This window comes from Acidianus manzaensis (assembly GCF_002116695.1).
Classification (GTDB): domain Archaea; phylum Thermoproteota; class Thermoprotei_A; order Sulfolobales; family Sulfolobaceae; genus Acidianus; species Acidianus manzaensis.
On record NZ_CP020477.1, the window covers coordinates 2,105,521 to 2,132,073 of the forward strand.

Sequence of the window (26,553 nt, forward strand, 5' to 3'; positions counted from 1 at the left end):
AAAGTTAAATGTGGCGGGCCCGGTGGGATTCGAACCCACGACCACCGACTAACTCCGGCCTATAGGAGGCCGGCGCTCTATCCTGGCTGAGCTACGGGTCCATAAAGAAATTAAGTATTATAGATTAAAGGTTTTTCGGAAAGATAAAGCAGAACCAATAAGAAAATACCAAATATATAGCTAAATTAAAGTAAGCACAAAAGTTAATTATCTCTTAAGTTTAATATAAATGAAATTTTAGTTATAAGATCTAATAAATATGATATAAATATCATTGAATAATTATAATTTAATTTTATAGATATTATCAAAGTCTAATATAGGCATAAATTTTAGGCAAACAGAAATCCAATATGTGGGAAAATCCAGTATTATGAGCTATAAAATAATCTGAATAAGAATCACCTAGTTACATTTATAAGTCATTATTATAAGATGAAATTGGAGGGTATTAGGAAAGGAAATGAACGAAAGCCTAATTTTCAAAACACAAGACAATGAACAAAAAATCATAGGGAAACATGTATTTGGAAACCTTTATGACATCAACGAGAATTTGCTTGAGGATAAAGAGTTCTTAGAAAAACTTGTCTTAGAAGCAGTAAATATAGCTCATATGAATCTTGTAGAAATAAAGGCTTGGAGCTTCGGCGGCAAAAAAGGTGGAGTTTCAGTCTTAGCATTAGTTGAAGAAAGTCATATTGCTCTTCACACGTGGAACGAATATAATTATGCTACAGTTGATGTTTATACATGTGGAGAGCAGAGTGATCCACAGGCTGCTTTTAACTATATTGTAAACAGTCTAAAACCAAAAAGATATCAGTCATTTTACGCTGATAGAAGTTCAGATTAATTTTTCAAATTCTCCTGCTAAATGTCAATAAAAAATATTTTTAGTCATGTTGATGTTTTTTGTTTTTATAGACAACTGTCTATATCCAGTATTCACAATAGAAAAACTTTAAAAAATATAGTCTGCATTATATGGCATGCGTTCTGGTATTGTAGGATGGGGATCATATATCCCAAGATATAGAATAGACATTAATGAAATTCAATCTACATGGGGTAAAGAAGCCAGCACTAAAAAAGTCCTTGGTCTGACTGAGAAATCTGTACCAGCTGTTGATGAAGATTCCACGACTATGGCAATAGAAGCATCTAAAAATGCATTAAGTAGGGCAAAAATAAATCCAGAGGATATTCAACTTACATTATTCGGTTCTGAATCAAAAGTTTATGCGGTAAAACCTACTGCAACAATACTAATTGATGCATTAGGGTTATCTCATTATTCTCTGAGTGCAGATTTAGAATTTGCTTGTAGAGCTGCTTCAGCAGGATTAGGTCTAGCATTATCTATGGTAGATAGTGGGAGAATAAAATATGGACTAGTGGTAGGCTCTGATACTGCACAATCAAATCCTGGAGACATATTAGAGCTTAGCTCTGCCGCAGCTGCTGTATCATTTATAGTTGGTAAAGCAGAAGAATCTGCAGCAATATTAGAAGGTATGTCTTCATTTACTACTGATACTCCAGATTTCTGGAGGAGAGATGGTATGCCTTATCCATTACATGGAGAATCGTTCACTGGTGAACCTGCATATTTTGCACATATCTTATCTGCAGTGGATAAATTATTCCAAGATTATGGACTTAAACCTACAGATTTCGATTATTTCGTATTTCACCAACCTAATGGTAAGTTTCCTCTTCAAATTTCAAAGAAACTTAATATTCCGTTAGAAAAGGTAAAAGATGGATTAGTTTCACCTTACATAGGCAATCCATATAATGCATCAGCATTACTAGGCTTTGCAAAAGTATTAGATATTGCAAAGCCTAATCAGAGAATACTTGTAGCTCCATTTGGAAGTGGAGCTGGAGCAGACGCTTTTAGTTTTATAGTAACAGACAAAGTTTTGGAAAAACAGAAATTAGCTTATACAACAGAATATTATTTAGAGAAAAAGAAAACAGTTAGTTATGCAGAATACGCTAAGTATACAAATAAATACAAGGTGTATGAATAATGGTAGAAGTACTAATTCAAGATTCTTCTATGTTAAAAGTTGATAAACATTATGAAGAAGGATTACTTGACCTAGCAATCAAGGCATCAAAAGAGATACTTAATGATCAACTAAAAATAGATGCGTTAATAGTATCTAATTCCTATTCCGAAAAAACTGCAGACCAAGTATTATTATCAACTAAATTAGCTAATTCGCTCGGAATTAATACATTAACGTTTAGAATTGAAAATGGAGACGCAAGTGGAGGCGCAGCAATATCTACTGCGTATTATATGATAAAGTCAGGAATGATAAAAACTGCACTAGTAGTTGGTGTAGAGAAATTAGGAGATTTTCCTATGCATTTTGTTAATGATATAATTTCCCAAAATTTGGACGAAAAATTCTCATATAGAGAAGGATTGATTCCTCAATCATATTCTGCATTAAGGATGAAAATGTATATGAAAAAGTATAATGTAGATTATGATTATTTTACTGAATGGCCATATTTAATGCATAAAAATGGAGCAGAAAATCCCTATGCTTTTCTTAGATTTCAAGCAGATAAGAAAACAATATCAACATCACAAGTTGTATCTGATCCTTTAAGATTATTTGATACATCCCCTAGAGCAGACGGTGCAGCAGCAATATTAATGACTTCCGATGATGTAAATTTAAAAACAGAAGGAAAAGTAAAGATAGCTTCTATAACCTCAGCAAATTCAGAATTTAATGTTCTTGAATTACCGGCAGTAAGGGAAGCTTTTAACAAGACTAAAGACTTCAAACCAGAAATATTAGAAATTCATGATTCGTATAGTATAAATGCAGCTTTGATCCTTGAAGAAATAGGACTAGAAAAAGGAAAATCGTTATCAATGTTAGATTCAATTCAAGTAAACTTCAGCGGAGGATTAAAATCAAGAGGATATCCAGGCGGAGCTACTGGAATATATCAAATAGCAGAAGAATATATGCAATTAACAGAAAAGTTCCCAGGTAAAAGAGCTTCTGGTGAAAGAGGAACAGTTATTTCAACGGATGAATTAGGCACTACGTCATATATTATAAACTTACAGAGGTGTTAAAAAAATGAAAGTGTTCCCTCCACAGTTATGGAGAAATAAAGAAACCTTATATACTCTGATAGCAGGAAAATGCAACAAATGTGGAAATATAGTATTTCCGTACCAAGAATTCTGTAATAAATGCAAATCTTTCAACATTTCTAAAATAAAATTATCAGGAAAAGGTACATTAATTAGTTGGACCGTAGCATACCAAAATAGACCAGGATTCGAAAAAACTACACCAATCTATGTTGGTTATATAAAATTGGATGAAGGAATTGAAATAGTAGCACCACTAACAGATGTAGATGAGTCCAACCTTAAAGAAAATTCTAGAGTAGAAGCTACAGTTAGAAAATTAAAATCTGATTCTACTAATGGATTAATAGAATATGGTATAAAATTTAGGTTGGTATAATGGATATAGACGAAGTGATAAACAAAGTAGTTAACGGAGAAATACAGCTTCATGAAATTGACAATCTGCTAGATGCTAATGCTGCAATGGTGGCTAGAAGATTAGCTCTGGAAAAAATACTAAATATTCAACTACCATCTATAGGATCTACAATCCTAGATTATAGTGAAATAAAAAATAGAAATGCAGAAAATGTTATTGGAGGAATACAAATACCTGTTGGGATTGTAGGTCCATTAAAAGTTGATGGCGATTATGCAAAAGGATTTTTTTATGTACCTATTGCTACGACAGAAGGTGCATTAATAGCTAGCGTAAATAGAGGAGCAAAAGCTATATCTGAATCCGGAGGAGCAAAAGTAAAGATTTTTTTCGATGGAATGGCTAGAGCTCCACTCTTTGTATTACCAGATATAAATTCCGTAGCAGAATTCTTAGAGTGGATAGGAAAAAATAAGGAAGAACTTAAGGATGTTGCAAAAACAACTACTACTCATGGAGAATTAGTAGATATACAACCTTTCACTTTAGGAAATAACGTTTGGTTAAGATTTGTGTTTTTTTCTGGAGATGCTATGGGTATGAATATTGCAACAATAGCATCAGAAGCATTATGCAATTATATAGAAAGTAATTTTGAAAAAGCCAAATGTATAGCAGTAAGCGGAAATATGTGTAGCGATAAAAAACAATCAATGGTAAACTCATTGTTAGGAAGAGGAAAAACAGTAACAGCTGAGGCAATGATAAAAGAAGATGTACTTAAAAAAGTACTTCATACTTCAGCAGAAGCAATAAATAACATAAATATTAGAAAGAATTTATTAGGTGGAGCAAGAGCAGGAAACATGTATCAGTTTAATGCCCATTTTGCCAATATAATAGCAGGAATTTTCTTAGCTACTGGTCAAGATGCTGCACAAATTGTAGAAAGTAGTTCCGGATACACATGGACAGAAGTAAGAAATAATGATCTATACATTTCTATAACACTAACATCACTAGAAGTAGGCACTATTGGAGGAGGAACCAGATTACCTACACAGAGAGAAGCTCTATCAATATTAGGAGTAGCAGGAAGCGGAAATCCAATAGGAAGTAATGCTAAAAAATTTGCAGAAATAGTAGCTGCTACAGTACTATCTGGAGAATTAAACTTACTTGCTGCTCTAAGTAATAAGGAATTAGGAAAAGCACACAAAGCATTAGGTAGAGGAATAAAAACATAAGCGTTTTTGCTTTAATAGCAAAGGATATGGGTATAAAAAATTAATAACTTCCATGATAAGCTTGGACTTAATGATTTTATAAAAATATATAAAGTAATGTGCAAATTGCTATTGTAAAAATTTAGTTTACCTTATAGGAATATATACGTTTTTCAATTAAAATATACGTAAGTTAAACGTCTTTGTAGTATATACGTTTGCAATCTAACTATAGATTATTTTGTATTTCTCTATATTTTTCAGTGTTTTTACACAGCATAAAAGCTTAATTTTTCTCTTTTGCAGAGTATAAGCCATGGAAATTCCAAATGAATTAGAAAAAGTTCTTCAGCTTACGAAAGAGCAAAATACGTGGAGAAGAACTCAAACAATCAATTTAATAGCATCTGAAAACGTAATGAGTCCTACAGCAGAAGCAGTATATATGAGCGATTTTATGTCAAGATATGCTGAAGGAAAACCGTATAAAAGATTTTATCAAGGAACAAAATATGTTGACGAAATAGAAACATTAGCGATAAATTTAATGAACGAAGTTACTCCAGCTAAATTCTCAGATTTGAGACCAATAAGTGGAACTCTAGCTAATGCAGCAGTTTTTAGAATATTAGCAAAGCCTGGAGATAAAGCATTAATAGCCCCAGTACAAGCAGGATCTCATGTAAGCCATACTAAATTCGGAACTTTAGGAGCATTAGGGATAGAGCACATAGAAATGCCTTACGATAAAGAAAATATGAATGTAGATATAGATAAAGCTGCAAAAATGATAGAAGAAATAAAACCTAAATTTGTAGTTTTAGGAGGAAGTTTATATTTATTCCCTCATCCAACTAAAGAATTAGCTCCATATGTTCATTCAGTAGGAGCTAAGTTAGTTTATGATGCAGCACATGTATATGGCCTCATAGTTGGAAAAGCGTGGAGTAACCCATTAGACGAAGGAGCAGATTTCATGACTACTTCAACTCATAAAACCTTTCCAGGACCTCAAGGAGGATCAATATTATCTAATGATGAAACTATATTTAAGGAAGTATCAAGAACTATATTCCCATGGTTTGTAAGTAATCATCATTTACATAGATTACCAGCAACAGCTGTAGCTCTAATAGAGATGAAATATTTTGGAAAAGATTATGCTTCACAAATCACTAAAAATGCTAAAAAATTAGCAGAATCGTTAGCAGAAAGAGGATTTAAAGTAGTAGGAGAACATCTAGGATATACAAAAAGCCACCAAGTAGCAGTAAACGTTAGAGAACTAGGAGGAGGAGCAAAAATAGCTAAAATGCTTGAAGAAGCTAACATAATAGTAAATAAGAATCTATTACCATGTGATAAACCTGAAGACGTTAACAATCCAAGTGGATTAAGGATAGGAGTTCAAGAAATGACAAGATATGGGATGAAAGAAGACGATATAGAAGAGGTAGCAGAATTAATCAAGAAAGTAGCTATAGACAATAAAGACCCTAAGGATGTAAAGAAGGAAGTTATAGCGTTAAGACAAAAATTCCTAGACGTCAAATATACATTTAACGTTGACTTATCTTCATATTCAACAAAAAGTATTCCAATGATAATTTAATTTTTTATTAAAAAATTAAATCATCTTACTATTATTACAGTTATTGATGCATTAGCTGCTACAGATAAGACTGTAGATCCTATATTTATATCACTATTAACTGAAGTTCCTCTCGCACCCATTATTACAGCATCATAAGTATCTTGATTTATTATATTAAGTATCTCATTAGCTACGCTACTATCATTACCTAATTTAACTGTTCTAAAATCATATTCAATCTTACCTGCAACTCTTTCATCTACCTTCTTTCTTAGATGCTCAACTTCATTACAGTCATAACATACGTGAAGTAATGTTAACCTAGAACCATATCTCAAACTAAAATCTGTTGCTAGTTCTAATGCTCTCATACTATTCTCTGAACCATCAATTGGGACTAGAATTCTTCTAAACCATAAACTTACAGTATATGTAGGAGAACTCATATTAAATACCCTCCCTTTATATTTAACGTAGCATTAGTAATTCTTATAGATTCATTCTTAGAAGCTAAATTCATTGAAGCTCTTATAGCATCAATATTTTCTGGAACAACAATAGACTCTTGATGCACTGCATACATTAAAAATAGCTCATTCCCCTTAGTATAAATTGAATCTTCAAATATCACTACTTCAGGGATATCGTTTCTTAATTTACCCAAATCTCTAGCAACCTCTATTATTTCTGCAGTTGAAGTTATTTCTGATTTACCTCTAACTAAAACTAATCTAGGAGTTTCTAAAATCTTAGATATAACATCTTCCCTACTTACTGCAGTTTTCAAAGTAATATTAAGAAGATGAACATGCATAAGCGTAGTAGGAGCTATAACAGCCATGCTAACAATATCTAGATCTTTTAATACTGTATTTACATCCTTAGCGTGATGACTTGGAACAGATACTGGATCTGCTACTAAAGAATTAATAGGACCTTTTTTTACTTCCTTAGGATCTGCTGCTCTCCTAACTATTGTAGCTCTAACTTTTTCAATTTTGCTTACACTATTAATAGTACAAATTGTTCTTAATAATGCAGTCGTATTACACGAAACAACTCTTATATATTGCTTATTAATTGCCTCATCATAATTACAAAGAGCAGAAAAAGATACTTCTGCAACATTTGCTTTTTCTCCACCTTGAAATATAGCCTTCTTAGAAAACTTTTGATAGGTTTCTTTGTACTTAGCTCCTACTCCATTAGGCGTAGTATCAACTACTATATCAGATTCTTTAATCATATCTTCTATTGTTCCTGCAATTTTTATTCCACTTTCTTCGAAACTCTTAACCGAATTTTCAGGTACAAAAATTCTATATCCTAACTTCTGCGCTACTAAAGCCTCATAATTTGGCGAAGTTTTAGCTATACCTACTAACTCCATATCAGGCTGTAAAATAATTGCATTAGCTACTCTCTTACCTATAGTTCCATATCCATTTAATGAAACTTTAATCATTTCTTAATCGCCTCTTTACTTGAAATATCTAACGCTTCTAAGGCTGGTAAAGTCTCTCCGGCTAAGAAGAGCAATAAAGCTCCACCACCTGTACTAACATGAACTTTAGACGAATTTACTTCAGCTGTTCCACCTAGCATACTTATCATATGACCTCCACCAATTATTAGATAACCTTGGCTCTCTAAAGCGTTTTCTAGAATTTTCTTGCTCCCATCCCTAAATCTTTCATCTTCAATAACTCCCATAGGACCTCTCATTACTATCAGCTTTGCATCTTTAATAAATGACGAGTATATCTCCATAGTTGTGCTACCTATATCTTTTATAATACCAGAAACTTTGTTACTTGGTTCTTCTACTATTTTACCACCTTCTTTTTCAACTTTAAAATCAACAGGAATTTCTATTGGCCCACCAGATAATAATATTCTCCTGGCTCTAGGAACTAAAGAAATCAAACCTTTTTTCTCTAGAATTTGCATATTTTCTCTACCTAGATCTAAGCCTTTGGCTAACGCAAATAATTCTGCAATAAGACCTCCAGTCAAAATTCTGTCTGCTAACCTTCTCTTAACTAGGTTTTCTATTATCCTTAAACTATCTAAAACCTTACCTCCACCTAAGACAAAAACCTTAGGGAAATCTTCAGGATTAAAAACTTTAGCTAATGCAGAAACTTCACGTTCCATTACTCTACCTACTGAAGATTTTAAAAGCATAGGAAAACCTACAAGACTGGCTTGACTTCTATGCGAAGCTGCAAATGCATCATTAACATAACCTTCAAAAAGAGGATATAATCTTCTAACTAAATAACTCTTAGCGTGCTGGGATGGAGGAGCTTCTATAAGTTCTTCAGATACAAATCTAACATTGTCTAAAAGAATTATTTCTCCTTTATTCATATTTTTTATTTTTTCTCTCGCATAAGGCCCCATTACATCTTCTACGAATTCTACATTAAACCCCAAATATTTATTGAGAAGATTAGCATGTTCATTAAGAGATATAAAATCGCTATCTCCAGGCCTTCCTTGATGTGAGATTAAAACAATTGAATTACCTTTTTCTAAAAGTTCCTTTATTGTAGGAATATAAGCCTTAATTCTAGAATCATCCAATAACTCACCAGTTTTAGGATCAACTGGAGAATTAATATCAATTCTAACCAATAATTTCTTTCCAACAAAATCAACATCGTCTAAAGTAGGAATCTGGAGATTATTTATCTTTATCAGAAGGATCCCCATACTATTTTGTACAAACTAACTTATATATTATACTATAGCCTAACAATTATTACATGATCTGCTATTATATTAGCAAGAAGAAACATAAGTATCGAGAAAATTATCCCATAGTAAAGGAATTAACGCATTCTTATTAAAATCCTTGATGATAACTTGCACTTCCAAATTTCTAACTCCAGAATATCTAACAGATATATTGAAATCTTTAGTGAAGTAAGATAGAGCATATTTCAAATTCTCCAAATCTATGTTATCTGAACAGATAGCTACTATTCTAACATTTTTATCATCTTTTAAATCTAAATTTGAAGTACATATACTGCCTGAATCATTCTCAAAAATATCTTTAAATAATTCTTTTGAAGTATAAGGAATTCTCATAGACTTTACTCCTAAAGGAGGCAAAAGAACTTTAACATCAGACTTACTTTTCCTCATTTTCTTTAAAAGGATATCAAATCTGAAAAATATATAATTTGTATTACAAAATCTTAATTTAGAACTGTCTATCTCTCCTAAAACTCCATATTCAGATAACATATCCTCAAGTTTTTGAGTAAAATCAGCCTCTCTTAGCATATTTTTAGTCTTAATGAGACCTTTAACAGAAAACAAATTTTTTATTTCACGATCCTCAGAAAAGTGAATAATATATAAATTAAACGACTTAACACCCAACTTCTTAATAGACTTTTCTATCAACTTATAAAGTAAAGATAACTTAGAATTATTAGAAATTATAATCCATTCTCCAAGCTCATCAGAAACATAAGAATCCTTCGTTTTCTCTCTCTTGAAGATATCAAACAAAATCATAACCTCACTAAAAAATATAGCATGAAAACTTTAAAACATTCTAATTAATAACTATATTTAGCCGAGTAGTCTAGCGGCCAAGGATCCAGGGCTTTGGCCCCTGGGACCCCGGTTCGAATCCGGGCTCGGCTATACTATAATCTAGTCGAGTAATACGGGAATACATAACGATTATTAATCACTATATGACTTAAATTATTAATAAAAGTAGATGAGCGTATTTTACTTATATGATACTATTCCTAACTATTAGAAATAGAAATCAATCATATAGATAATGAAAGTTTACTCAATACATCAAATATCATAAAAAGTTACACACAAAATTTCTGTTTGAGATTAACTCTACTCAACAAAAACAGGCAAATATGAAGATTTATAATTAACGTCTTAGCAATATTATATTTAATGGTTTATAAATTTAGATTTAATCTTCTTATGATTATGAACACTTTATATCATATTATATTAAAATGAGGAAAAGATAGTAACAGAAAACTAACATACTAAAATAACATAGTATATTTATAAAAATAAAAATATAATATTAACGTTATATCAATTTCTTTTCTTTTATATAAGAATATATTTTGTATCTTATACAATCCATATATCTATCATGATAATCTGATCTATGTAAAGCAATATAATCTAAAATGTCATCATTTTTTAAGAGTTCCTCAACATTTTGTATCATATTTAAAATTAGTCCAGGATCAGGCTTGTTATTCTTTATTTTTCTATTTTTTGTTAGTTCTTCTAGATATTTATCCGTATAGCTTATCCATTTTTTTATTACAGCTTCTATGTCTTCCCTATTGACTCCAAGTTTTTTCGCTATTTGTTTGACAGGCTTATTTTGACATCTCATTAAGGCTATTTGCATTTCTGTTTTAGAATTCATATGGTCACCGTGAGCCGTCGGCGGGATTCGGACCCGCGACCGCCGGCTTTCATGGAGTCCCTTACAAGGCCGGCGCTCTACCAGGCTGAGCTACGACGGCATAATATCATATTCCACTTATCCTTTTAATTTTTTCCTTCTAAAATTTGGGTTAAAGTAGTAAAGTTAATACTTTCAAATATCATCCAGAGTATAATATTGGTAGTTGGCATTACCGTTAAAGTGAATTACCTGATTAATTCCATGATTAAATCTAAATAATGGTTAAGATACTTTAATATCTTCAAAAATTTTTTACAGAAATATTTTATATTATGCAGTCTATTAATTCTTAATAGTTATCTTTTATGATATCCCTTGGAAAAGAAGGCTTGAACGTTAAATAGTTTATCGATATGTGTTAAATTCTATTCTCCCTATAAAGGAGCAAAATCATTTCAATTTAACGAAAAAACAAGGAGAATGCCGCCGCGGGGATTTGAACCCCGGACAACCGGATGTCAAAAACGTTAAATAAACTTCTAAAATTTAACGCGATTTGTTAAAGGCATAACAGTATATATTATTATATTATTAAAATGGATATCTGATTTTTACATCTACTGCGCATAGGACGTTAAACCGTTAAACTATCTCAGTTAACGCATATCAAAACTCATCTCTATATTTAAGGTAATACTCGCTTACCCTCATACCTGCTATCTTCATTTCCTTGTTATCAAATCCCTTTAGCTCAACATAGTTAATTATACGAGCAAGATATAAACAATATTCAAGGATAATATGGATACATCAAGGCAATATAAAAAGACTAATCTACTTTAGTCCGTTTTATAATTAGTTTTAACTAGGGATCATATAGTGGGAAAGCCCAGTCAATCACGCCACAGCCTACACTACTTGCACAGAGTTCCAGACACCCTGCATACTTGCTGTATCTGTACCAGGAGGTAAACTTCAACATACAGTACAAACAGCTTCACAATCTCCATCAATACATATTTCTGTCGCTCACTCATCTACGCCTGGCATTATTACATTACCTTACGAAAGTCAGTCTTCTTTGCAAGGTCTAACAATCCGTTACTTCCGTTTGCATTTAGGAACTTGGCGAACATTTCGTTCTCTTTAGTACCTTTAGTTAAAACCTTTAATAACATCTCCTTTTCTTCGCCTGGATTAGACTCAACTAACGGTGATTTCACTTCTTCTGGTCCGCTTTCAAATACTTTCACATTGTCTCCTTTAATATTTATATAAATTCCATTACTCTTAATTGTGTAAAACCCTTGTTCGTCCTTATCTCCAATTACCTTATACATGTAAAGAGTAATCCTCAGCATTCCATCATCACTCTGAGTAACCGTTGTTATTACCTTCGTGTCGTCTAACGAACTTTTTATCTTATGAAGTACGCTATGAGACGTTGAAATATGCCTATCCTCAATTATGTAATATCCGTCCTTGAGCTGTACTTGTTTTACCACTTTAATATTTGATTTCTCAAGTAATTCTTTATAACTCTCTTTAGACATTATCAACACTGTATATATAGTAGTAACTAAAATATAAATTTTGCTAAGATTTAGTACTTTATGATAATCAATATACATAGCTATAATAGATTTATAAATAAAAAGCTATAAATAAAAGCAAAAATTAATCATACTAATATTTTCACATTAGTATTTATACTTTTAATATAAATAATTTTAACTTTTTTGGTTAAGGGGTGAAAGTCCCCTTCGGTGACGATAGACCCAAAATCACCCATTGAAAATAAATCTATAGTGTAAATAAGCGTTTAAGAATTATTTTTGGAATACAATTTTGGGTCTACCGCAAAGAGGCGAAGTTTTCCGCCCCCTTTGAACCCCCGTCTGTTATAAATCTTGAACTTATTACCATAATATTCTATCTATGAAATGACTATTATTCCCTTTTTGATTTTAGAAAATATCACTAAAAAGATTTTTGTCATATTCGGTTTTTTAGATTAAATAGCTAACAACATTGTACTGATTTTTGCAACTATTATTATTACCATCTTCTAACACTTCTTTAATCTTTCTCTAAGTGAAAAATACATTTTAAGGTTTTAAATACTAAACAGCTAGCTACATAAGCATCTCTAGTTCAAAACAATAGAGCGTAGTATAGTAGATAAAGTTAAAGTTATGTAGTTCATATTTAATTTGAGAATATGACTACTACCATCAAGGTTGTGAAGAAGTACTATGCAATAGATTATGATAGGAGGATTGTGGCTGAGGCTGATTCTGAAGAGGAGATTGATAGGATCATGGAGAAGAAGGGTTATAAGAAAGGAACTTACGATATTTTAGTTTCCATCAAGTATGTATAGAGTCAATAATGTCTCGCGAGATAGAAGTACCTTTTGTCAAGGTTAATGATACGTATTTACCTTTACTTAAAGTGAAATGGAGTGTCCAAAACTAGGTAGTGAGTATTTAGTTTACGCCCTTCCAGATACTGGAAGCAGGTTTTCTATCATTAGAAATGATACGTTCTTAAAGTGTTTTGATGAATCCTCGTTAAAAACCGTTTAGTCGATAAAGTTATAATTTCTAATCTGCTCACTACAAAAGAAAGGTATAACATAAAATTTCATTTCGTGGAACTTAATGAGACATTACAGATACCGTGACATCTTTAGACTTCGCAAACTTAGGTGAGGGTATATATCCCAGCCTAATTTTAGGTAGGGAAGATTTCTTCTCAAGAATAATGATATGCTTCGACAGAAACGTTAGACTAATTATTAAGGCTAATGATCTTTAACTAAATATTTACAAATTTTCTTTAAATGTACAAAGAGTTCTATGCATTATCTTCTTACGTGGAGATTTTGTCTTTATACTCAACACTAATTAATTTTTTGATGAAACTACGATATTTGAACATAGCTTTATCCTCTTTGATCTTCTTATTCATATCTTCGGTATCTGTTAAGGCTGTTAGCATCTCTATGCTGATTTAAGGACTTCTGTTGCATCTAGTTTCAAAAGATAATTGCACACTCTTTCAAACTATAACCTAGTTAGGTTAGAAGCAAAATAAGTGATGAATAGTGTTAAGGTATTCCATTATAGTTAACTTTTTTTAAAAGTTCTCAATTCTTCCATGCCTCAGAGTTTAATGCCTAAGAGTGTTAAATTGTTGCATTATGAAGAGAAGAAAGATGATAAGCGAATTTTTAGACAAGGAGTGACATTAATAGAGTATGAAGGACAACCGTCAAAGATAATTCAATGGAGTCAGTTAATAGAGGGTGATCCTTTCGGTGACCACGAGATAACCTATAGGATAAACTACGGGTCTGAAAGCGTACTTAGAAGTTTTAAAGTGAAGTATTTAGGAAGGGAAGGGGATAAGCATAGGGTTTTGATTAAGGAAGGAGTGTCTGGTTGTGGAACCAGGACTAAGAGGATAGAGAATAAGGAAGTACTAATACCAGACAAACTATACCAACCTTACCCTTTGCAACAAAAAAGTGAAGAAGGGAAAGATCCAAATCCGATAGAATGAGGAGTAGCAACTGCTTGCGGGCTAGGTGGAGAATATCTATGCCAGAAAGCTGGTCTATGTTGTTAGGAAATTTTTTAAGTATTATGAATAATACTAACCAGGGAATAGGTTATGGAAGAAAAGAGATTATCCTTTTTTAAATGGCTCGGTCTAGCATTACTATTTATAGGTTTACCTAGTACAGTGGCTGCGGTTCTATCGTTTTCTATTCTTTACTATATACTACATGATATGACACTGGCCAATACTCTTAGTACTATTATTTCTATATTAGGATTTGCGGTTTCGGTTATTTACTTTAACAGATACTTAGAAAGTCGTGGTCTTATTGCCCCCTTTATGAAGAGGAAATTCATTAACATCTTACCGGATAGCGGACAACCTATTGATGAGAAATATATTAAGAGTTTTGAGGCTAGACTTAAGTTTGCTAAAGGTGAAGAGTATATTAAGCTGTTAGCCATGCTTGGCATGATGTATTTGCAGAATGCTGTAGCTTATGACAACAAGGATTTTTATTTGAGGGCTAAGGAGTACTTGTCAAGGGCTGAGGAGGCTATGCGAGAAAAGAGTGTGAGCTTTGAGACTAAAGCGCTCGTTGATAACTTAAGGAGTAAAATTGAGACTTACAAGTACCGTTTCGGAGAAAGATAAAGACTTAAACTTATTGATGTTATTCAGATATTATTAATTTAGCTCTTACTTTTAGTAGTTCACCATCGAGAAAACTATTGAAATTATTAGCAAATAAGGTGCCGCCGCGGGGATTTGAACCCCGGACAACCGGATATCTCAGAGAGCCGGATTATTTAGTAGACCGTATGAGTCCGGCGCTCTAACCAGGCTGAGCTACGGCGGCAATTATATTATGTAAAAAACAAATCTAAAAGTTTTCTGCATTAGGTTTCAAGGTATTTTTTTATAGCGTCTCTTATTATTTCACTTCTAGAGAGCCTTTTATTTACTGCATAAAGGTCTAATTTTTGAAGTAAATCATCTTCTGCTTTAAATGTTATTACTTTCATGGCTCTCGTATTACCTTATTGTTTAAGTGAATATATCATCTTTTTGTTACTAAAGGAAAATAGAGAGAGGTGGGCGAAACTAATAACCTAATGTAGACATTATTTGACCTATTAGATTCTTTACTATTTCTGTGTCTCCTTCATCTTCTAAAAATCCTCTTATTATCATACCTTCAGCTGTTTTTCTATCAAATCCTCTATTTTGTAAGTAAAAGATTAGATCTTCTGGCACTCTTGATACTGCAGCTGAATGTTTTGCTGTAATTACTCTTCCTGTTTTTACTTCTAACATTGGAGCCACTGCTGCTGAAGCTTCTTTTCCTATCATTATAGCTCTTCCAATTATTGAAGTGGAACAATCGTAGGCATTTTCGTTTATTGTTGCGTTTCCTCTAGTTATAACAAATGAGCTTCCAGATGCTACTGCTTTCATAAATCCGTTACTTATGCTTTTTTTACCTTCATGATAAACGTTAGTTAAAACGTCTATATTGTTTTTCTCAATTCCTAGTGCTCTAGAGCTAAAGAATGCTTGTGCTCCTTCATCTAAGTATGAATGATATTCTAAGTGGCCTTCTGCTAATCCGGAAGAAATTATATATGATTTTAAGTCTCCTTTGATTTTAGCTTTGGAATAAGTGAAATTATATGAGTTATTTCCTTTTGTTACTATAGTTAGATTTGCTACGGAATTTTGATTTACTGAGATAGAAATTACTGCGGAGTTCATAGATTTTTGGCTTAAGGATTCTGAGTAATAAATTATGTCTGCTGATTCGTTTTCTGGGACATTTATTTCTATATTTAATGGAGAAAATATATCTTGATCTGTATAATGATGGATGAAATATTTACCACCTTTGTTTATGCTAAGTTTTTTTGATAATGCTAAAGTTAAAGCAACAAGTTTATGTTCTTCTGGTGAGATTAAAGAATTGGTAAAAGAGTCCTCCATGACTTTTTGTATATCATTATTATTTACTATTTGAATGATAGTATATTCCTTTTGTTTCTCTTCTATATTTTTTGCAGATGGCCTATCAATCTTCAAATTTAATGAGTCTAATACGGACCATCTAGTATAGTGTTTTACTGTAGGAGAATCATTGATAACTTGAAAAGGAAGTCTTTCATATAAAAGAAATAAATCTTCTCTTGAAGTTTTATCTTTAAAAAAATTTAGATATTGCTTTGAGGATTCTAGGTCTAGAAGAGGCAATTTAAGCCACTGCTCCTAGTTTATCTAATTCTAACTTAATAACCTTATTTAGCATTGTAGCATATTCAAATGGTAATTCCTTCATTATTTCATCTATAAATCCTAGGACTAATATTGATGTCGCTTCCTTTTCTCCTATTCCTCTATTCATTAAATAGAATAATTGATCTTCGCTCATTCTGAAAGTATGGGCTTCATGAGCTACGTCTGCATCTTCTTCAAAGACTTGATTATGGGGGAATGTATATGCCTTAGTTTTTTCATCAAGCATTAGTGAATCGCACTTTACAAATGCTTTAGACCCTTTAGCTCCTTCATTTACCTTTATTAATCCTCTATATACGTTAACTCCTCCATTAAATCCGATGTTCTTGTTTATAACTCTGCTTCTTGTATTAGGAGCAGCATGTATCATTTTTGATCCACTATCTTTCCAGTCTCCTTCTGCTGATGCCAAAGTAACTACTAGGCTTGTTGATGATGCGTTTTGGCCTCTTAGGATTGTTGATGGATATACAAAACTATATTTGGATCCTAACGATCCTTCTACCCATTCTACTACTGCATTCTCGTCTGCCCAAGCTCTTTTATTGTTGAAGTTTATTACATTTTTACTCCAATTTTGTATTGTGGTGAATTTTATATGAGCGTTCTTCTTAGCATATAATTCTACCATTCCATCATGGAAGGAATAGTTCTTAAATTGTGGTGCTGAGCATCCTTCTATGAAATGTATATATGAGTCTTCGTCTGCTACAACTAGTGTATGCTCAAATTGACCTTCCATTTCTGTACCTATTACAAAGAATCCTTCTACTGGTGTAGTTATTTTTACTCCTTTAGGCACATATACAAATACTCCTCCACTCCATAATGCTGCGTGTAATGCTGCAAACTTATGATCTGATGCTGGGAAGATCTTCATAAAGTATTGTTTAAATAAATCTGGATATTTTTGCATTGCATCTTCTGGTGGCATCATTATGACTCCTTTTTTCTCTAATTCTTGTTTTACGCTTGAATATATTGGCTCTGATTCAAATACTGCTACTAATCCTCCTAAGAATTTCTTTTCTGAATCTGGAATACCTAAATTATCGTAATAATTCTTTATTTCTTTAGGAATATTATCCCAGTTATTAGTTTTTTCTACATCTGGTTTTATATATAATTCTAAGTTAGATACATTGAGTGAGCTTAAGACTTCGGGTAACCAATTTGGAGTTGGTAATTTTTCAAATAATTCTAATGCTCTTAATCTTAATTTTAACATCCACTCTGGTTCTTTTTTAGCTTTTGATATAGCTTCTATTGTACTTCTAGATAATCCTGATTCAACTACTCTTCTATGAAATTCAATCTGATTTAAGTTATTATTTCTTGATTCTATAGCAGCATTAAGAATCTCATTTATATCAACTGATAATTTTTCTTCTGTCATTTTAATTTACCATCTTTAACTGTGTTAAAGAAAGCATTTAAATCTTTCTATTTAAAAAAGTTATTTGTTTATTACGCCTTCGTATCCTTTCTCATCAATTAGTTTTGCTAACTCCATACTTCCGCTTGCTATTATTTTTCCTCTGTTTAGCACGTGAACTTTATCTGCATTTACGTAATCTAAAATTCTTCTATAGTGTGTTATAATTAAATATCCAGTATTATTTTCTTCTTTAATTTTCTTTATCATATCAGATATTATTTTTAATCCATCTACGTCTACTCCTGAGTCTGGCTCATCTAATATAGCAAATTTTGGTTTTAATAATTGCATTTGTAATATTTCTATTCTCTTTTTTTCTCCTCCGCTAAATCCTTCAAAAACTCCTCTATTTAAAAGGGAGTCAGTTACTCCTACTGATCTAGACATTTCTCTTATTTTTGAAAATACTTCCATAACTGATGCATTAGTGTTTTGAGCTCTATTGTATTCTGCTACTAACAATGTGGAAAGTTTTACTCCAGCTATTTCTATTGGGTTTTGAAATGCTAAAAATAATCCTTTTTTAACTTTCTCATCTGTTTCTAGATTAGTTATATCTTCGTCATCTAATAGTATTTTTCCTTTTGTTATTTTATATTTTGGATGTCCCATTATTGCTAATGAGAGTGTAGTTTTTCCACTTCCGTTTGGTCCCATTAATGCGTGAATTTCTCCACTTTTTATTTCTAAATTTATACCTTTTAGTACTTCTTTACCTTCAACTTCTACGTGAAGATCTTCGATTTTTAATGTTGACATCTTTATCAGTGTTAATATTATCTTATCACATTAAAGTTTCTTTCTATCCATGGCATATCTTCTAAAAATAATGTACAAGAAGAATTCTCTAGAGCTGTTTGTAGTTGCTCTACTGTATTACTTATATAACTAAATAGTAATGTATCTTTTATATTTAGCTCTGATAATAATTCTTTAATTTGTGATACTAGTGTAAGTCCATTTGAAATTCTCTTTAAACTAGGGAATAATATTGACATAACTACTTCGTCAAGTAGATCGTTTACTTTATGTAAAATATCTTTTATGTTTGAAATATCTGCAGTATTAAGACTATCAGGCTTTAGCATAATATCGTGTATTTTATCAATATTTTTCGATATATTAAGTAAAATTACTGCATTCATCATAACTAGTATATTTTTGTTTAAGCTATTTGACATATCGTATTTACTCCCCATTGAGTGTCTAAGTAACATTAAGTAAACTCTTTTTAGGTCTTCTTGGTTTATTCCATTATCTTTTAGTGGCTCGTTGGATAATTCTGCTATTATTTCATCAATTTTTCTAGATATAATATTTAACATTCTCCTTAGTAATGATTCTAGTCCAACTTTTTCTGCGTCAAGTAGGCATTCTACTTTTACTCTATTTTCAGATGCTTCTGTGATTTCAGCTCCTACTACTTGTTTTGTAGTAGTTATTAAGTCTTCAATATCTTTCTGAATAATAGATTTTTTGGATTCAAAAACAATCTCATCATATCCAAGTGTATATAAGCATAAAATAACGTTAGAAATAGGCTGTTTTAATGAATCTATATCTATTCTTACTGATCTACGACTAGATAATAATTTAATTTTTTCTGCTAGTAACTTCAGTGCTCCATCATCAGATATTTCAATAAGTATTTTATCACCGGGCTTTATATTCCATTTATTTATCCATTTCTTAGGTAATGTAATAAATAAAGAAGATGAACCTAACTTCTGAACCTTTCTTGTCTCAATATCTTTTGAGTTGTTAAAATCTTCCAATTCAGTCACTCTATATAACTATCTTAAACAGCGTTTATAAAAATATTGCAACTTTATTGTAAGCTTTTAAAAAAAGATTTTTAAGCTTATTTCTTTCCTTATTTCTTTCTTAGGATCAATTTTATAAATCCTCTATTTCTTATTACTTGCACGTCATAATTTTTAAAATTATACCTAGCAGGTATAACTAATTGATAGCATTTTCCATGAATATCCTTACATGATACTTTAATGTATTTGTTATTTTCTAATTTTACATAAATTGTCTTTTCATTTATAAAAGGAACATCTATAATATAGTAAATTGAATCTTCCTTTTCATAAACTGTATATAATGGTTCTTCTGCTTCTTTTGATATCTCCTCTCTTACTTCTTCAAATTCTTTATCAATTTTAGCCTCTTCTTGCTCTATAATCTCCTTTATCATATCATAAAGATCTTTATATGCAGGCATCTTTTAATCACGCGTAAGTCATTGGTTTAGATGAATAAGATGGAAGCTCTTTCTTTGTCTGCTCCATTAATCCTTTAATTTTTGAACGTATATCTTCAGCTTCCTGGATTAGCGAGCTAGTATCTATTTTAAAACCTACATATTTAGACACTAAGTTTAAGGCTATAGCAGAAGCTTCTGGATCTGGAATATCTAAAAATGACTCTACAACTATTACCATATTTCTTATTCCATTTCTAGAAGATTCTAAAAGTATAGGAGCATATGGTCCCGCTATATAACCGTCTCCAAATTTTTCTGCTAGATTGATCTTTTCTAACTCTTCTGACAATTCTAAATTACTAGATATCCAGTATGCTTTAGGTTTATCTAAATCTAACCTATCTTGAACTGGAACACCAGTTATTGATATTATAGTATTGATACCATATTTTTGTGCATACTTTACAACAAAATCGGCTAATGGATAAGCAGATGATGCTGGAAGAGCAGTCCAAGAGTGTAATACTAAAAGATTATTTCCATGGTATGTTCGTAATGGAGATTTAGCTACTCCATTAGTTATATGCATAATAGGGGGAATATATCTTCTAGAATATAATTCTCCAAATTCCTTTAAATTCAAATTCTCTATTAGAAATTCAGTAGAGATTTCCCCTACTAATCCTGCATCTGGTAGTCCTACCAACATATACGAAGGTTTAGATAAAGTAGGAATATAATTCTCCTTTATTTCAAATTCTTCCATCTTAATCACCAGAGTTTTTAATCTTTTCAATATATCTTTCCGGAGTTAATAGACTTTTAGTTTCCTCTTGATTCGTCATTTTTATCTTGAATATCCATCCTTCTCCATAAGGGTCTTTATTCATTAATTCAGGACTTGACAATAATTTTTCATTTACCTCAATAATTATTCCAGAAAGTGGCGAGTAAATATCTGAAGCTGCTTTTACAGATTCTACTGTGCATACTACGTCTCCAGCTCTTACTTTAGTATCTAAAGTAGGGAGTTCTATTCCAACAATATCTCTTAATTTCTTTTGTGCATAATCTGTTATGCCTATAGTAGCTATCTCTCCTTCTATTTTTACATATTCATCTGTATCAGTATACAGTAAACTATCTAAAATTATATATTTTCCAAATTTTATTTCTCCCAATAATATTCCCTCCTAAAATAATGGAAAGTCAGAGATTTTAGCTCTATATTCTTTTCCTCTAATGTCTATATTTACATGAAAACCTATAACTGGATATTGCGATTTTATATACCCCATACCTATTGCTCTAGATAAATAAGGAGAATAAGTAGAACTTGTTACTTCACCAATTTCATGGTTTAAGATTTTTATTTTATTTCCATGTCTAGGAATAATTCTAAGATTTTTCTGTAACTTAAATCCTATTCTATATTTAGATACGCCTTCAGTTAAATAATATAATAACTTATCTTTACCTATAAAATCTTTGTCTAGATCAAAAATCCAATATCTAGCTTCTATTGGATTAGTGTCTTCATCAATATCTTCTCCGTAAAGTACAAAACCCATTTCTTGCCTTATACTGTCTCTTGTTATTAAGCCTGCTGGCTTTATTTTTAGGTCAGCTAGCTTCATAATCAACTTTTCTCCTGTTTTTATATCTGCCCAAACTTCTATTCCATCTTCTCCAGTCCATCCTGATCTGCTTAAAAGAAACACGTTTTCTCCTAGAAATTTAGTATTTAAACTAAAATGTAATGGTTGCAAATCTACTTTATCTATATAATTCCAGACTTTCCTTCCTTGTACTGCAATCATAACAAAATCAAAGGTTAAATCTTCGACTTCTAAATTGGAATTCTTTTTTATCCATTGAATATCTTTTTCTCTATTTATTGCATTAGTAACCATTAAAAACTCTTCATCTGAAACTTTGTATACCATTATATCATCTATAAATCCTGCTTTTTCATTAAGCATAGCTGAAGGTCCTATCATTGAAAAATTTTCAATATCGAGTTTTCTAGTTACTAAATTCTCTAGCTCTTCTTTTTTTCCCTTTATCCTTAGCCTACCCATATGGCTAAGATCAAAAAATCCACATTCTTGCCTAATAGCCATGTGTTCATCCAAATATGAAGAAAAACTCATAGGCATTTGCCAATTTGCAAACTCACCAAAATTCGCTCCTAACTTTTCTTCTATATTTAAAAGAGGTGTTCTAAACATTATAATCCTCTATTCATACTTATATAGCTGAAATTTAAATGGAATATCACCCATGGCTACCAAACTTAAAATATATAAATGAAATGTTAAAGGAAATAGGAGTAAATTCAATTGACGATTTATTTAAAGATGTCCCAGAAGAAATAAAACTACATAGATTGCTTAACGTAGGTTATGGAAAGCCATTGTCAGAATATGAAATTTACCTAAGATTACAAGAATTAAAATCTAAAAATACTAGCTTTAAAATTCCTCCATTTTTAGGAGGCGGAGTATGTCCACATTACGTTCCAGAAGTAGTAAAATTCGTTATTTCTAGGTCAGAATTTTACACTTCTTATACGCCATACCAGCCAGAAATAAATCAAGGACTATTACAAGCACTCTTCGAATATCAAAGTCTCATAGCAGATCTTTTCGAAATGGAAGTAGTAAATTCATCATTATATGATTGGGGTAGCGCACTTGCGGAAGCAGTACTCATGTCATATAGAATAAATGGAAAAAAGAAGATAATAGTACCTAGATCTATTAATCCAAATCATAAAAAAGTACTAGAAACATGGACTAGTGGAAGAGAAATAAAAATTCAAGAAGTTAATTATGATAAAAACGGAGAAATTAATATAGAAGAATTAGAAAAAATTGTTGACGACGAAGTTTCAGCAATTTATATTCAGCAACCAAATTATTATGGCGTTTTCGAGACTAATATAGAGGAAATAACTGATATAGCAAGAAAGAAAAATATTATCACTATAATGGGAGTTAATCCTTTATCTCTTGGTCTAATAAAACCGCCTGGAGAATACGATGTGGATATAGCAATAGGAGATGGCCAAGAACTTGGACTTCCACTAAACTATGGAGGACCTTATGTAGGAATTATGGCAACGAAATGGAATTATAAGTTAATAAGACAAATGCCAGGAAGAATTGTAGGTTTAACGCAAGATACTGATGGAAATCCTGGTTATACATTAATTTTACAAACTAGAGAGCAATTTGCAAGAAGAGAAAAAGCTACATCAAACATTACTACAAATGAAGCATTAATGGCTATTGCTAATGCAGTATATCTTTCTCTTTTAGGTAAAAATGGAATAGAAAACCTAGCGAAAGAGATCTATAAAAGAAGTCACTATGCAAAAAATCTTATGGAAAAATATGATCTAGGAAAAATAAAATTCTATGGAGACTTTTTTGAAGAATTCTTATTTAGTTTCAACAAAAACTATAACGAAATTCATGAGAGGCTACTTTCAAAAGGTATCCATGGAGGTCTACCAATAGATAATAATAATGCATTGTTTTGCATAACTGAAGTACATACAAAGTCTATGATAGATAACTTAATCAATGAAATAAAAGAGGAGGTTTACTAGATGTTTATACAAGCTAATTGGAAGGAACCACTAATATATGAAATTAATGGAAAAAATAGGCAAGGATATTATATTCCAGAAGAAAATATTAACATTAGCATAGATATTCCAGAAAAAATAAGAAGAAAAAATAAGCCAGAATTGCCAGAACTCAGTGAATTAGAAGTTGTAAGGCATTTCATTAGACTTTCTCAAATGAGTTTTGGAGTAGATGTAGGAATGATGCCATTAGGCTCATGTACAATGAAGTATAATCCCAAAGTAGAAGAACTAGCTACAGAGATTACAGAAAATATTCATCCTTTGCAAGATCAGAATACTGCCCAAGGAATTTTAGAAATGATATTTGAAATGCAGGAATGGTTAGCCGAAATAACTGGTATGACAGAATGCAGTATACAAGTTCCTGCTGGAGCAGCAGGAGAATTAACTGGAGTTCTTATGATGGAAAAATACCATAGAGAAAAGCACAGAAATAGAGATACAATGCTAGTTGCTGATACAGCACATGGTACTAATCCTGCAAGTGCTTCAATGGCTGGATTTAAGGTTATTTATATAAAATCAAATGAGGAAGGGCTAGTTGATATTGATATACTAAAAGAGATAGTAAATGATAAAATCGCTGGATTTATGCTCACTAATCCAAACACACTAGGATTATTTGAGGAAAATGTGTTGGAAATTTCAAAAATTATACATTCAGTGGATAGTTTACTTTACTATGATGGAGCTAACCTAAATGGAATCTTAGGGATAGCTAGACCAGGAGATATGGGATTTGATATAGTACACGTTAATTTACATAAAACTTTTGCGGTTCCGCATGGCGGAGGAGGGCCAGGAGCAGGTGCTATATGCGCTAAAGGTGAACTAGCTAAATATTTACCTTATCCTATAGTGAAAAAAGAAAATAACAAATATGTTTTTACTGTTCCGGAAAAATCAATAGGTAAAATAGCTACATTTTACGGAAATATAGGTAATGTAGTAAGAGCTTATACATATATCCTAGGGTTAGGGCCACAAGGAATATCAGAAATAGGTAAAATGAGTACACTAGCAACTAATTATCTAATTTCGAAACTAAAAAGTGAGAAAGGACTATCGTTACTAGCTCCAAATAGACCTAGAAAACATGAAGTAGTATTTAGTGCAAAACCCCTTGCAGAAAAAGGAGTTACTGCTTTAGATATTGCTAAAGCCTTATTAGATAGAGGATTTTATGCTCCTACTATTTATTTTCCTACAACTGTAGAAGAAGCTTTAATGATAGAGCCAACTGAAACAGAACCAAAAGAAACTTTAGATAAATTCATAGAAGCATTGAAAGAAATTCTTAAAGAAAGCGAAAACAATCCTAAAGATATACAAGATACTCCAAAATATACTACAGTAAAAAGGCTAGATCAGGTTAAAGCTAATCATCCATCATCCATAACTCCCTCATACAGAGTAAAAAGACTCAGAGAACAAGGAAAAATAAATATCCTTAAATAAAATGAGATGCTATTATTGCTAAATATCCTAGATAAGGTATGGAAATTATATATCCGTCCACTTCAGTAACTTTTCCTACTACATTGCTGCTAGGTACTCCTTCTAGAGGTTCCAGGCCTATTCTATTATCAGGAACAGGATTTGTTATCTTATCTACTCCTTGTGTAACATAATGAGCATTGTCTATCTTAACTACTCTATGTATTACATAAATTCCATATTCTGGTGATCTATATATTATTACATCATGTAATGAGATATTAACTGGTGGACCATAAAAAGTCAACGCTCCATTTTGAAATACCGGATACATTGATACTCCTTCAACACTTGCAGTAGTTATTATATTAGTGAAAAATAGTACATAAATTGCTACTATTATAACAATTAGCGCTATGTCACTCTTCTTCATCTAAATCACTTAAGTCTAGCTCTATTATTTCTCCTTCATCTTTAGTCTTGTTGTCCTCCTCTCCTCCTATCTTTTTAACCCCTTTCTTTCCTTCTACTTCTACTGATGAACCTCCCGCTTTTATCTTTGATACAACGCCTCTCCATTTATGTCCACATTTAGGGCAAACGTAAGATCCCATTACTGTTATTGTAATTCTACCTTGAGCATCTGGAAGAGGAGAAATTAAATTCCATGTTTTTTCTGGCTTTTCTACTTTAGTACCGCAATTAGGACAAACGTCTATTTCTTTTTGCTTTCTTTTAGCCATATTTGTTATCTGTATAATTCAGCTTTATAAAATCTTATAAAACAATTCTATAATAAATGAAAGAATAAGAAATAATAATCCATTCCATAAATATCTTGTTCTATTTTTTAAAATTAAATACAGGATTAAAATATTTGCCAATAGTAATATTACCGTAAGATATAACTGTATAGAATAAACATAGGAAACCAAAAAAGGAGCTAAACTCCAGCTTACTAAAAATCCCTTTTCATTGCTTAAGTTAGGCTTTATAAAATAACTATAAATAGGAGACAAAAGACCATAAATAAGAAATATTATTACAATTATAAGCATCATTAATCACTTACACCTCTATCCTAATAACAGCAATAGCCATAATTTTAAAGACTTTCTAAGTTACTCCCTTATATAAGTAGGTACCTAAAAATTAATATCAAATTTTGCCTCTTCCTTTATTTTTATTATTTGATATTCTACTCTATAATCGGGT

28 protein-coding genes, 4 tRNA genes and 1 pseudogene are annotated in these 26,553 nt (G+C 31.5%); 13 read left to right on the top strand and 20 right to left on the bottom strand.

Going from position 1 to position 26,553, the window contains the following annotated elements; translation table 11 throughout:
• Window positions 1-11: 11 nt before the first annotated feature.
• Window positions 12-101: transfer RNA gene (locus B6F84_RS10965), tRNA-Arg, on the bottom strand.
• Between the two features lie 362 nt (window positions 102-463).
• Between B6F84_RS10965 and speD the strand changes: the two genes are divergently transcribed.
• From speD to glyA, 6 genes are all read left to right on the top strand, one after another.
• The gene (gene speD / locus B6F84_RS10970) at window positions 464-856 is read left to right on the top strand and encodes an adenosylmethionine decarboxylase (protein ID WP_148692275.1); all 393 of its coding nucleotides are present in this window, start codon (window positions 464-466) and stop codon (window positions 854-856) included.
• Window positions 857-992: 136 nt separating this feature from the next.
• The gene (locus B6F84_RS10975; protein ID WP_148692276.1) at window positions 993-2,039 is read left to right on the top strand and encodes a hydroxymethylglutaryl-CoA synthase; all 1,047 of its coding nucleotides are present in this window, start codon (window positions 993-995) and stop codon (window positions 2,037-2,039) included.
• Complete coding sequence (locus B6F84_RS10980) at window positions 2,039-3,115, top strand: thiolase family protein (RefSeq protein WP_148692277.1); 1,077 nt, start codon at window positions 2,039-2,041, stop codon at window positions 3,113-3,115. Before B6F84_RS10975 ends, B6F84_RS10980 begins: the two co-directional genes overlap by 1 nt.
• 4 nt (window positions 3,116-3,119) lie before the next feature.
• Entirely contained in the window at window positions 3,120-3,515 is a 396-nt protein-coding gene (locus tag B6F84_RS10985; RefSeq protein WP_148692278.1) for a Zn-ribbon domain-containing OB-fold protein, read from the top strand.
• On the top strand, window positions 3,515-4,744 hold the full coding sequence (gene hmgA, locus B6F84_RS10990) for a hydroxymethylglutaryl-CoA reductase (NADPH) (protein ID WP_148692279.1): 1,230 nt from the start codon (window positions 3,515-3,517) through the stop codon (window positions 4,742-4,744). The genes B6F84_RS10985 and hmgA overlap by 1 nt, the downstream gene beginning before the upstream one ends.
• A gap of 295 nt (window positions 4,745-5,039) precedes the next feature.
• The gene (gene glyA / locus B6F84_RS10995; RefSeq protein ID WP_148692280.1) at window positions 5,040-6,335 is read left to right on the top strand and encodes a serine hydroxymethyltransferase; all 1,296 of its coding nucleotides are present in this window, start codon (window positions 5,040-5,042) and stop codon (window positions 6,333-6,335) included.
• Window positions 6,336-6,355: 20 nt separating this feature from the next.
• Here glyA and B6F84_RS11000 read toward each other — a convergent pair whose 3' ends face one another.
• The 4 genes from B6F84_RS11000 to B6F84_RS11015 all read right to left on the bottom strand — a co-directional run bounded on the left by B6F84_RS11000 (window position 6,356) and on the right by B6F84_RS11015 (window position 9,845).
• Window positions 6,356-6,763, bottom strand: a complete 408-nt coding sequence (locus B6F84_RS11000; RefSeq protein WP_148692281.1) for a universal stress protein — start codon at window positions 6,761-6,763, stop codon at window positions 6,356-6,358.
• Window positions 6,760-7,782, bottom strand: a complete 1,023-nt coding sequence (locus tag B6F84_RS11005) for a phosphorylating glyceraldehyde-3-phosphate dehydrogenase (RefSeq protein ID WP_148692282.1) — start codon at window positions 7,780-7,782, stop codon at window positions 6,760-6,762. Before B6F84_RS11005 ends, B6F84_RS11000 begins: the two co-directional genes overlap by 4 nt.
• On the bottom strand, window positions 7,779-9,023 hold the full coding sequence (locus tag B6F84_RS11010) for a phosphoglycerate kinase (protein WP_187152783.1): 1,245 nt from the start codon (window positions 9,021-9,023) through the stop codon (window positions 7,779-7,781). Before B6F84_RS11010 ends, B6F84_RS11005 begins: the two co-directional genes overlap by 4 nt.
• An 81-nt stretch (window positions 9,024-9,104) precedes the next feature.
• Entirely contained in the window at window positions 9,105-9,845 is a 741-nt protein-coding gene (locus B6F84_RS11015) for a hypothetical protein (RefSeq protein ID WP_148692284.1), read from the bottom strand.
• Between the two features lie 65 nt (window positions 9,846-9,910).
• Between B6F84_RS11015 and B6F84_RS11020 the strand changes: the two genes are divergently transcribed.
• Window positions 9,911-9,983, top strand: a tRNA-Gln gene (locus B6F84_RS11020).
• A 421-nt stretch (window positions 9,984-10,404) separates the two neighbouring features.
• Here the strand turns inward: B6F84_RS11020 and B6F84_RS11025 are convergent.
• From B6F84_RS11025 to B6F84_RS11035, 3 genes are all read right to left on the bottom strand, one after another.
• Window positions 10,405-10,755 carry a hypothetical protein gene (locus tag B6F84_RS11025; RefSeq protein WP_148692285.1) on the bottom strand — a complete coding sequence of 117 codons (351 nt, stop codon included), beginning with the start codon at window positions 10,753-10,755 and terminating at the stop codon, window positions 10,405-10,407.
• 12 nt (window positions 10,756-10,767) lie between these two features.
• Window positions 10,768-10,855: transfer RNA gene (locus B6F84_RS11030), tRNA-Thr, on the bottom strand.
• Window positions 10,856-11,789: 934 nt separating this feature from the next.
• Window positions 11,790-12,290, bottom strand: a complete 501-nt coding sequence (locus B6F84_RS11035) for a hypothetical protein (RefSeq protein ID WP_148692909.1) — start codon at window positions 12,288-12,290, stop codon at window positions 11,790-11,792.
• A gap of 668 nt (window positions 12,291-12,958) precedes the next feature.
• On the opposite strand from B6F84_RS11035, the gene B6F84_RS13925 reads away from it, so the two are divergent.
• From B6F84_RS13925 to B6F84_RS11050, 4 genes and pseudogenes are all read left to right on the top strand, one after another.
• Complete coding sequence (locus B6F84_RS13925; protein WP_187152689.1) at window positions 12,959-13,120, top strand: hypothetical protein; 162 nt, start codon at window positions 12,959-12,961, stop codon at window positions 13,118-13,120.
• An 8-nt stretch (window positions 13,121-13,128) separates the two neighbouring features.
• Window positions 13,129-13,557 (top strand): annotated as a pseudogene (locus tag B6F84_RS14110) (conjugal transfer protein).
• A gap of 342 nt (window positions 13,558-13,899) precedes the next feature.
• Window positions 13,900-14,304 (top strand): hypothetical protein, encoded by a 405-nt coding sequence (locus B6F84_RS11045; RefSeq protein ID WP_148692286.1) that lies wholly within the window; start codon window positions 13,900-13,902, stop codon window positions 14,302-14,304.
• A 111-nt stretch (window positions 14,305-14,415) separates the two neighbouring features.
• Window positions 14,416-14,958 carry a hypothetical protein gene (locus B6F84_RS11050; RefSeq protein ID WP_148692287.1) on the top strand — a complete coding sequence of 181 codons (543 nt, stop codon included), beginning with the start codon at window positions 14,416-14,418 and terminating at the stop codon, window positions 14,956-14,958.
• Window positions 14,959-15,057: 99 nt separating this feature from the next.
• On the opposite strand, the gene B6F84_RS11055 is transcribed toward B6F84_RS11050, so the two are convergent.
• The 10 genes from B6F84_RS11055 to gcvT all read right to left on the bottom strand — a co-directional run bounded on the left by B6F84_RS11055 (window position 15,058) and on the right by gcvT (window position 22,474).
• A tRNA-Met gene (locus tag B6F84_RS11055) sits at window positions 15,058-15,163 on the bottom strand.
• 40 nt (window positions 15,164-15,203) lie between these two features.
• On the bottom strand, window positions 15,204-15,329 hold the full coding sequence (locus tag B6F84_RS11060) for an aCcr1 family cell cycle regulator (protein ID WP_148692288.1): 126 nt from the start codon (window positions 15,327-15,329) through the stop codon (window positions 15,204-15,206).
• Window positions 15,330-15,408: 79 nt separating this feature from the next.
• On the bottom strand, window positions 15,409-16,548 hold the full coding sequence (locus tag B6F84_RS11065) for a SufD family Fe-S cluster assembly protein (RefSeq protein WP_148692289.1): 1,140 nt from the start codon (window positions 16,546-16,548) through the stop codon (window positions 15,409-15,411).
• A gap of 1 nt (window position 16,549) precedes the next feature.
• A complete protein-coding gene (gene sufB / locus B6F84_RS11070; RefSeq protein ID WP_148692290.1) occupies window positions 16,550-17,989 on the bottom strand; it encodes a Fe-S cluster assembly protein SufB in 1,440 nt (479 codons plus the stop codon).
• 60 nt (window positions 17,990-18,049) lie between these two features.
• Window positions 18,050-18,790 carry a Fe-S cluster assembly ATPase SufC gene (sufC, locus tag B6F84_RS11075; protein ID WP_148692291.1) on the bottom strand — a complete coding sequence of 247 codons (741 nt, stop codon included), beginning with the start codon at window positions 18,788-18,790 and terminating at the stop codon, window positions 18,050-18,052.
• A gap of 17 nt (window positions 18,791-18,807) precedes the next feature.
• The gene (locus B6F84_RS11080) at window positions 18,808-19,806 is read right to left on the bottom strand and encodes an AbrB/MazE/SpoVT family DNA-binding domain-containing protein (RefSeq protein WP_187152784.1); all 999 of its coding nucleotides are present in this window, start codon (window positions 19,804-19,806) and stop codon (window positions 18,808-18,810) included.
• A gap of 98 nt (window positions 19,807-19,904) precedes the next feature.
• The gene (locus tag B6F84_RS11085; RefSeq protein WP_148692293.1) at window positions 19,905-20,261 is read right to left on the bottom strand and encodes a hypothetical protein; all 357 of its coding nucleotides are present in this window, start codon (window positions 20,259-20,261) and stop codon (window positions 19,905-19,907) included.
• Window positions 20,262-20,268: 7 nt separating this feature from the next.
• A complete protein-coding gene (locus tag B6F84_RS11090; protein WP_148692294.1) occupies window positions 20,269-21,009 on the bottom strand; it encodes a proteasome assembly chaperone family protein in 741 nt (246 codons plus the stop codon).
• Between the two features lies 1 nt (window position 21,010).
• The gene (gene gcvH / locus B6F84_RS11095) at window positions 21,011-21,424 is read right to left on the bottom strand and encodes a glycine cleavage system protein GcvH (protein WP_148692295.1); all 414 of its coding nucleotides are present in this window, start codon (window positions 21,422-21,424) and stop codon (window positions 21,011-21,013) included.
• A 12-nt stretch (window positions 21,425-21,436) separates the two neighbouring features.
• Complete coding sequence (gcvT, locus tag B6F84_RS11100) at window positions 21,437-22,474, bottom strand: glycine cleavage system aminomethyltransferase GcvT (protein WP_148692296.1); 1,038 nt, start codon at window positions 22,472-22,474, stop codon at window positions 21,437-21,439.
• 38 nt (window positions 22,475-22,512) lie between these two features.
• Here gcvT and gcvPA point away from each other — a divergent pair, with 38 nt between their 5' ends.
• Window positions 22,513-23,859 (top strand): aminomethyl-transferring glycine dehydrogenase subunit GcvPA, encoded by a 1,347-nt coding sequence (gene gcvPA / locus B6F84_RS11105; RefSeq protein ID WP_148692297.1) that lies wholly within the window; start codon window positions 22,513-22,515, stop codon window positions 23,857-23,859.
• Entirely contained in the window at window positions 23,860-25,359 is a 1,500-nt protein-coding gene (gcvPB, locus tag B6F84_RS11110) for an aminomethyl-transferring glycine dehydrogenase subunit GcvPB (RefSeq protein WP_148692298.1), read from the top strand.
• Here the strand turns inward: gcvPB and B6F84_RS11115 are convergent.
• Entirely contained in the window at window positions 25,352-25,771 is a 420-nt protein-coding gene (locus B6F84_RS11115) for a signal peptidase I (protein ID WP_148692299.1), read from the bottom strand. The genes gcvPB and B6F84_RS11115 overlap by 8 nt on opposite strands.
• Window positions 25,758-26,081, bottom strand: coding sequence for an eL43 family ribosomal protein (locus tag B6F84_RS11120; protein WP_148692300.1), 324 nt, complete (start codon window positions 26,079-26,081; stop codon window positions 25,758-25,760). The genes B6F84_RS11115 and B6F84_RS11120 overlap by 14 nt, the downstream gene beginning before the upstream one ends.
• Window positions 26,082-26,553: the final 472 nt, after the last annotated feature.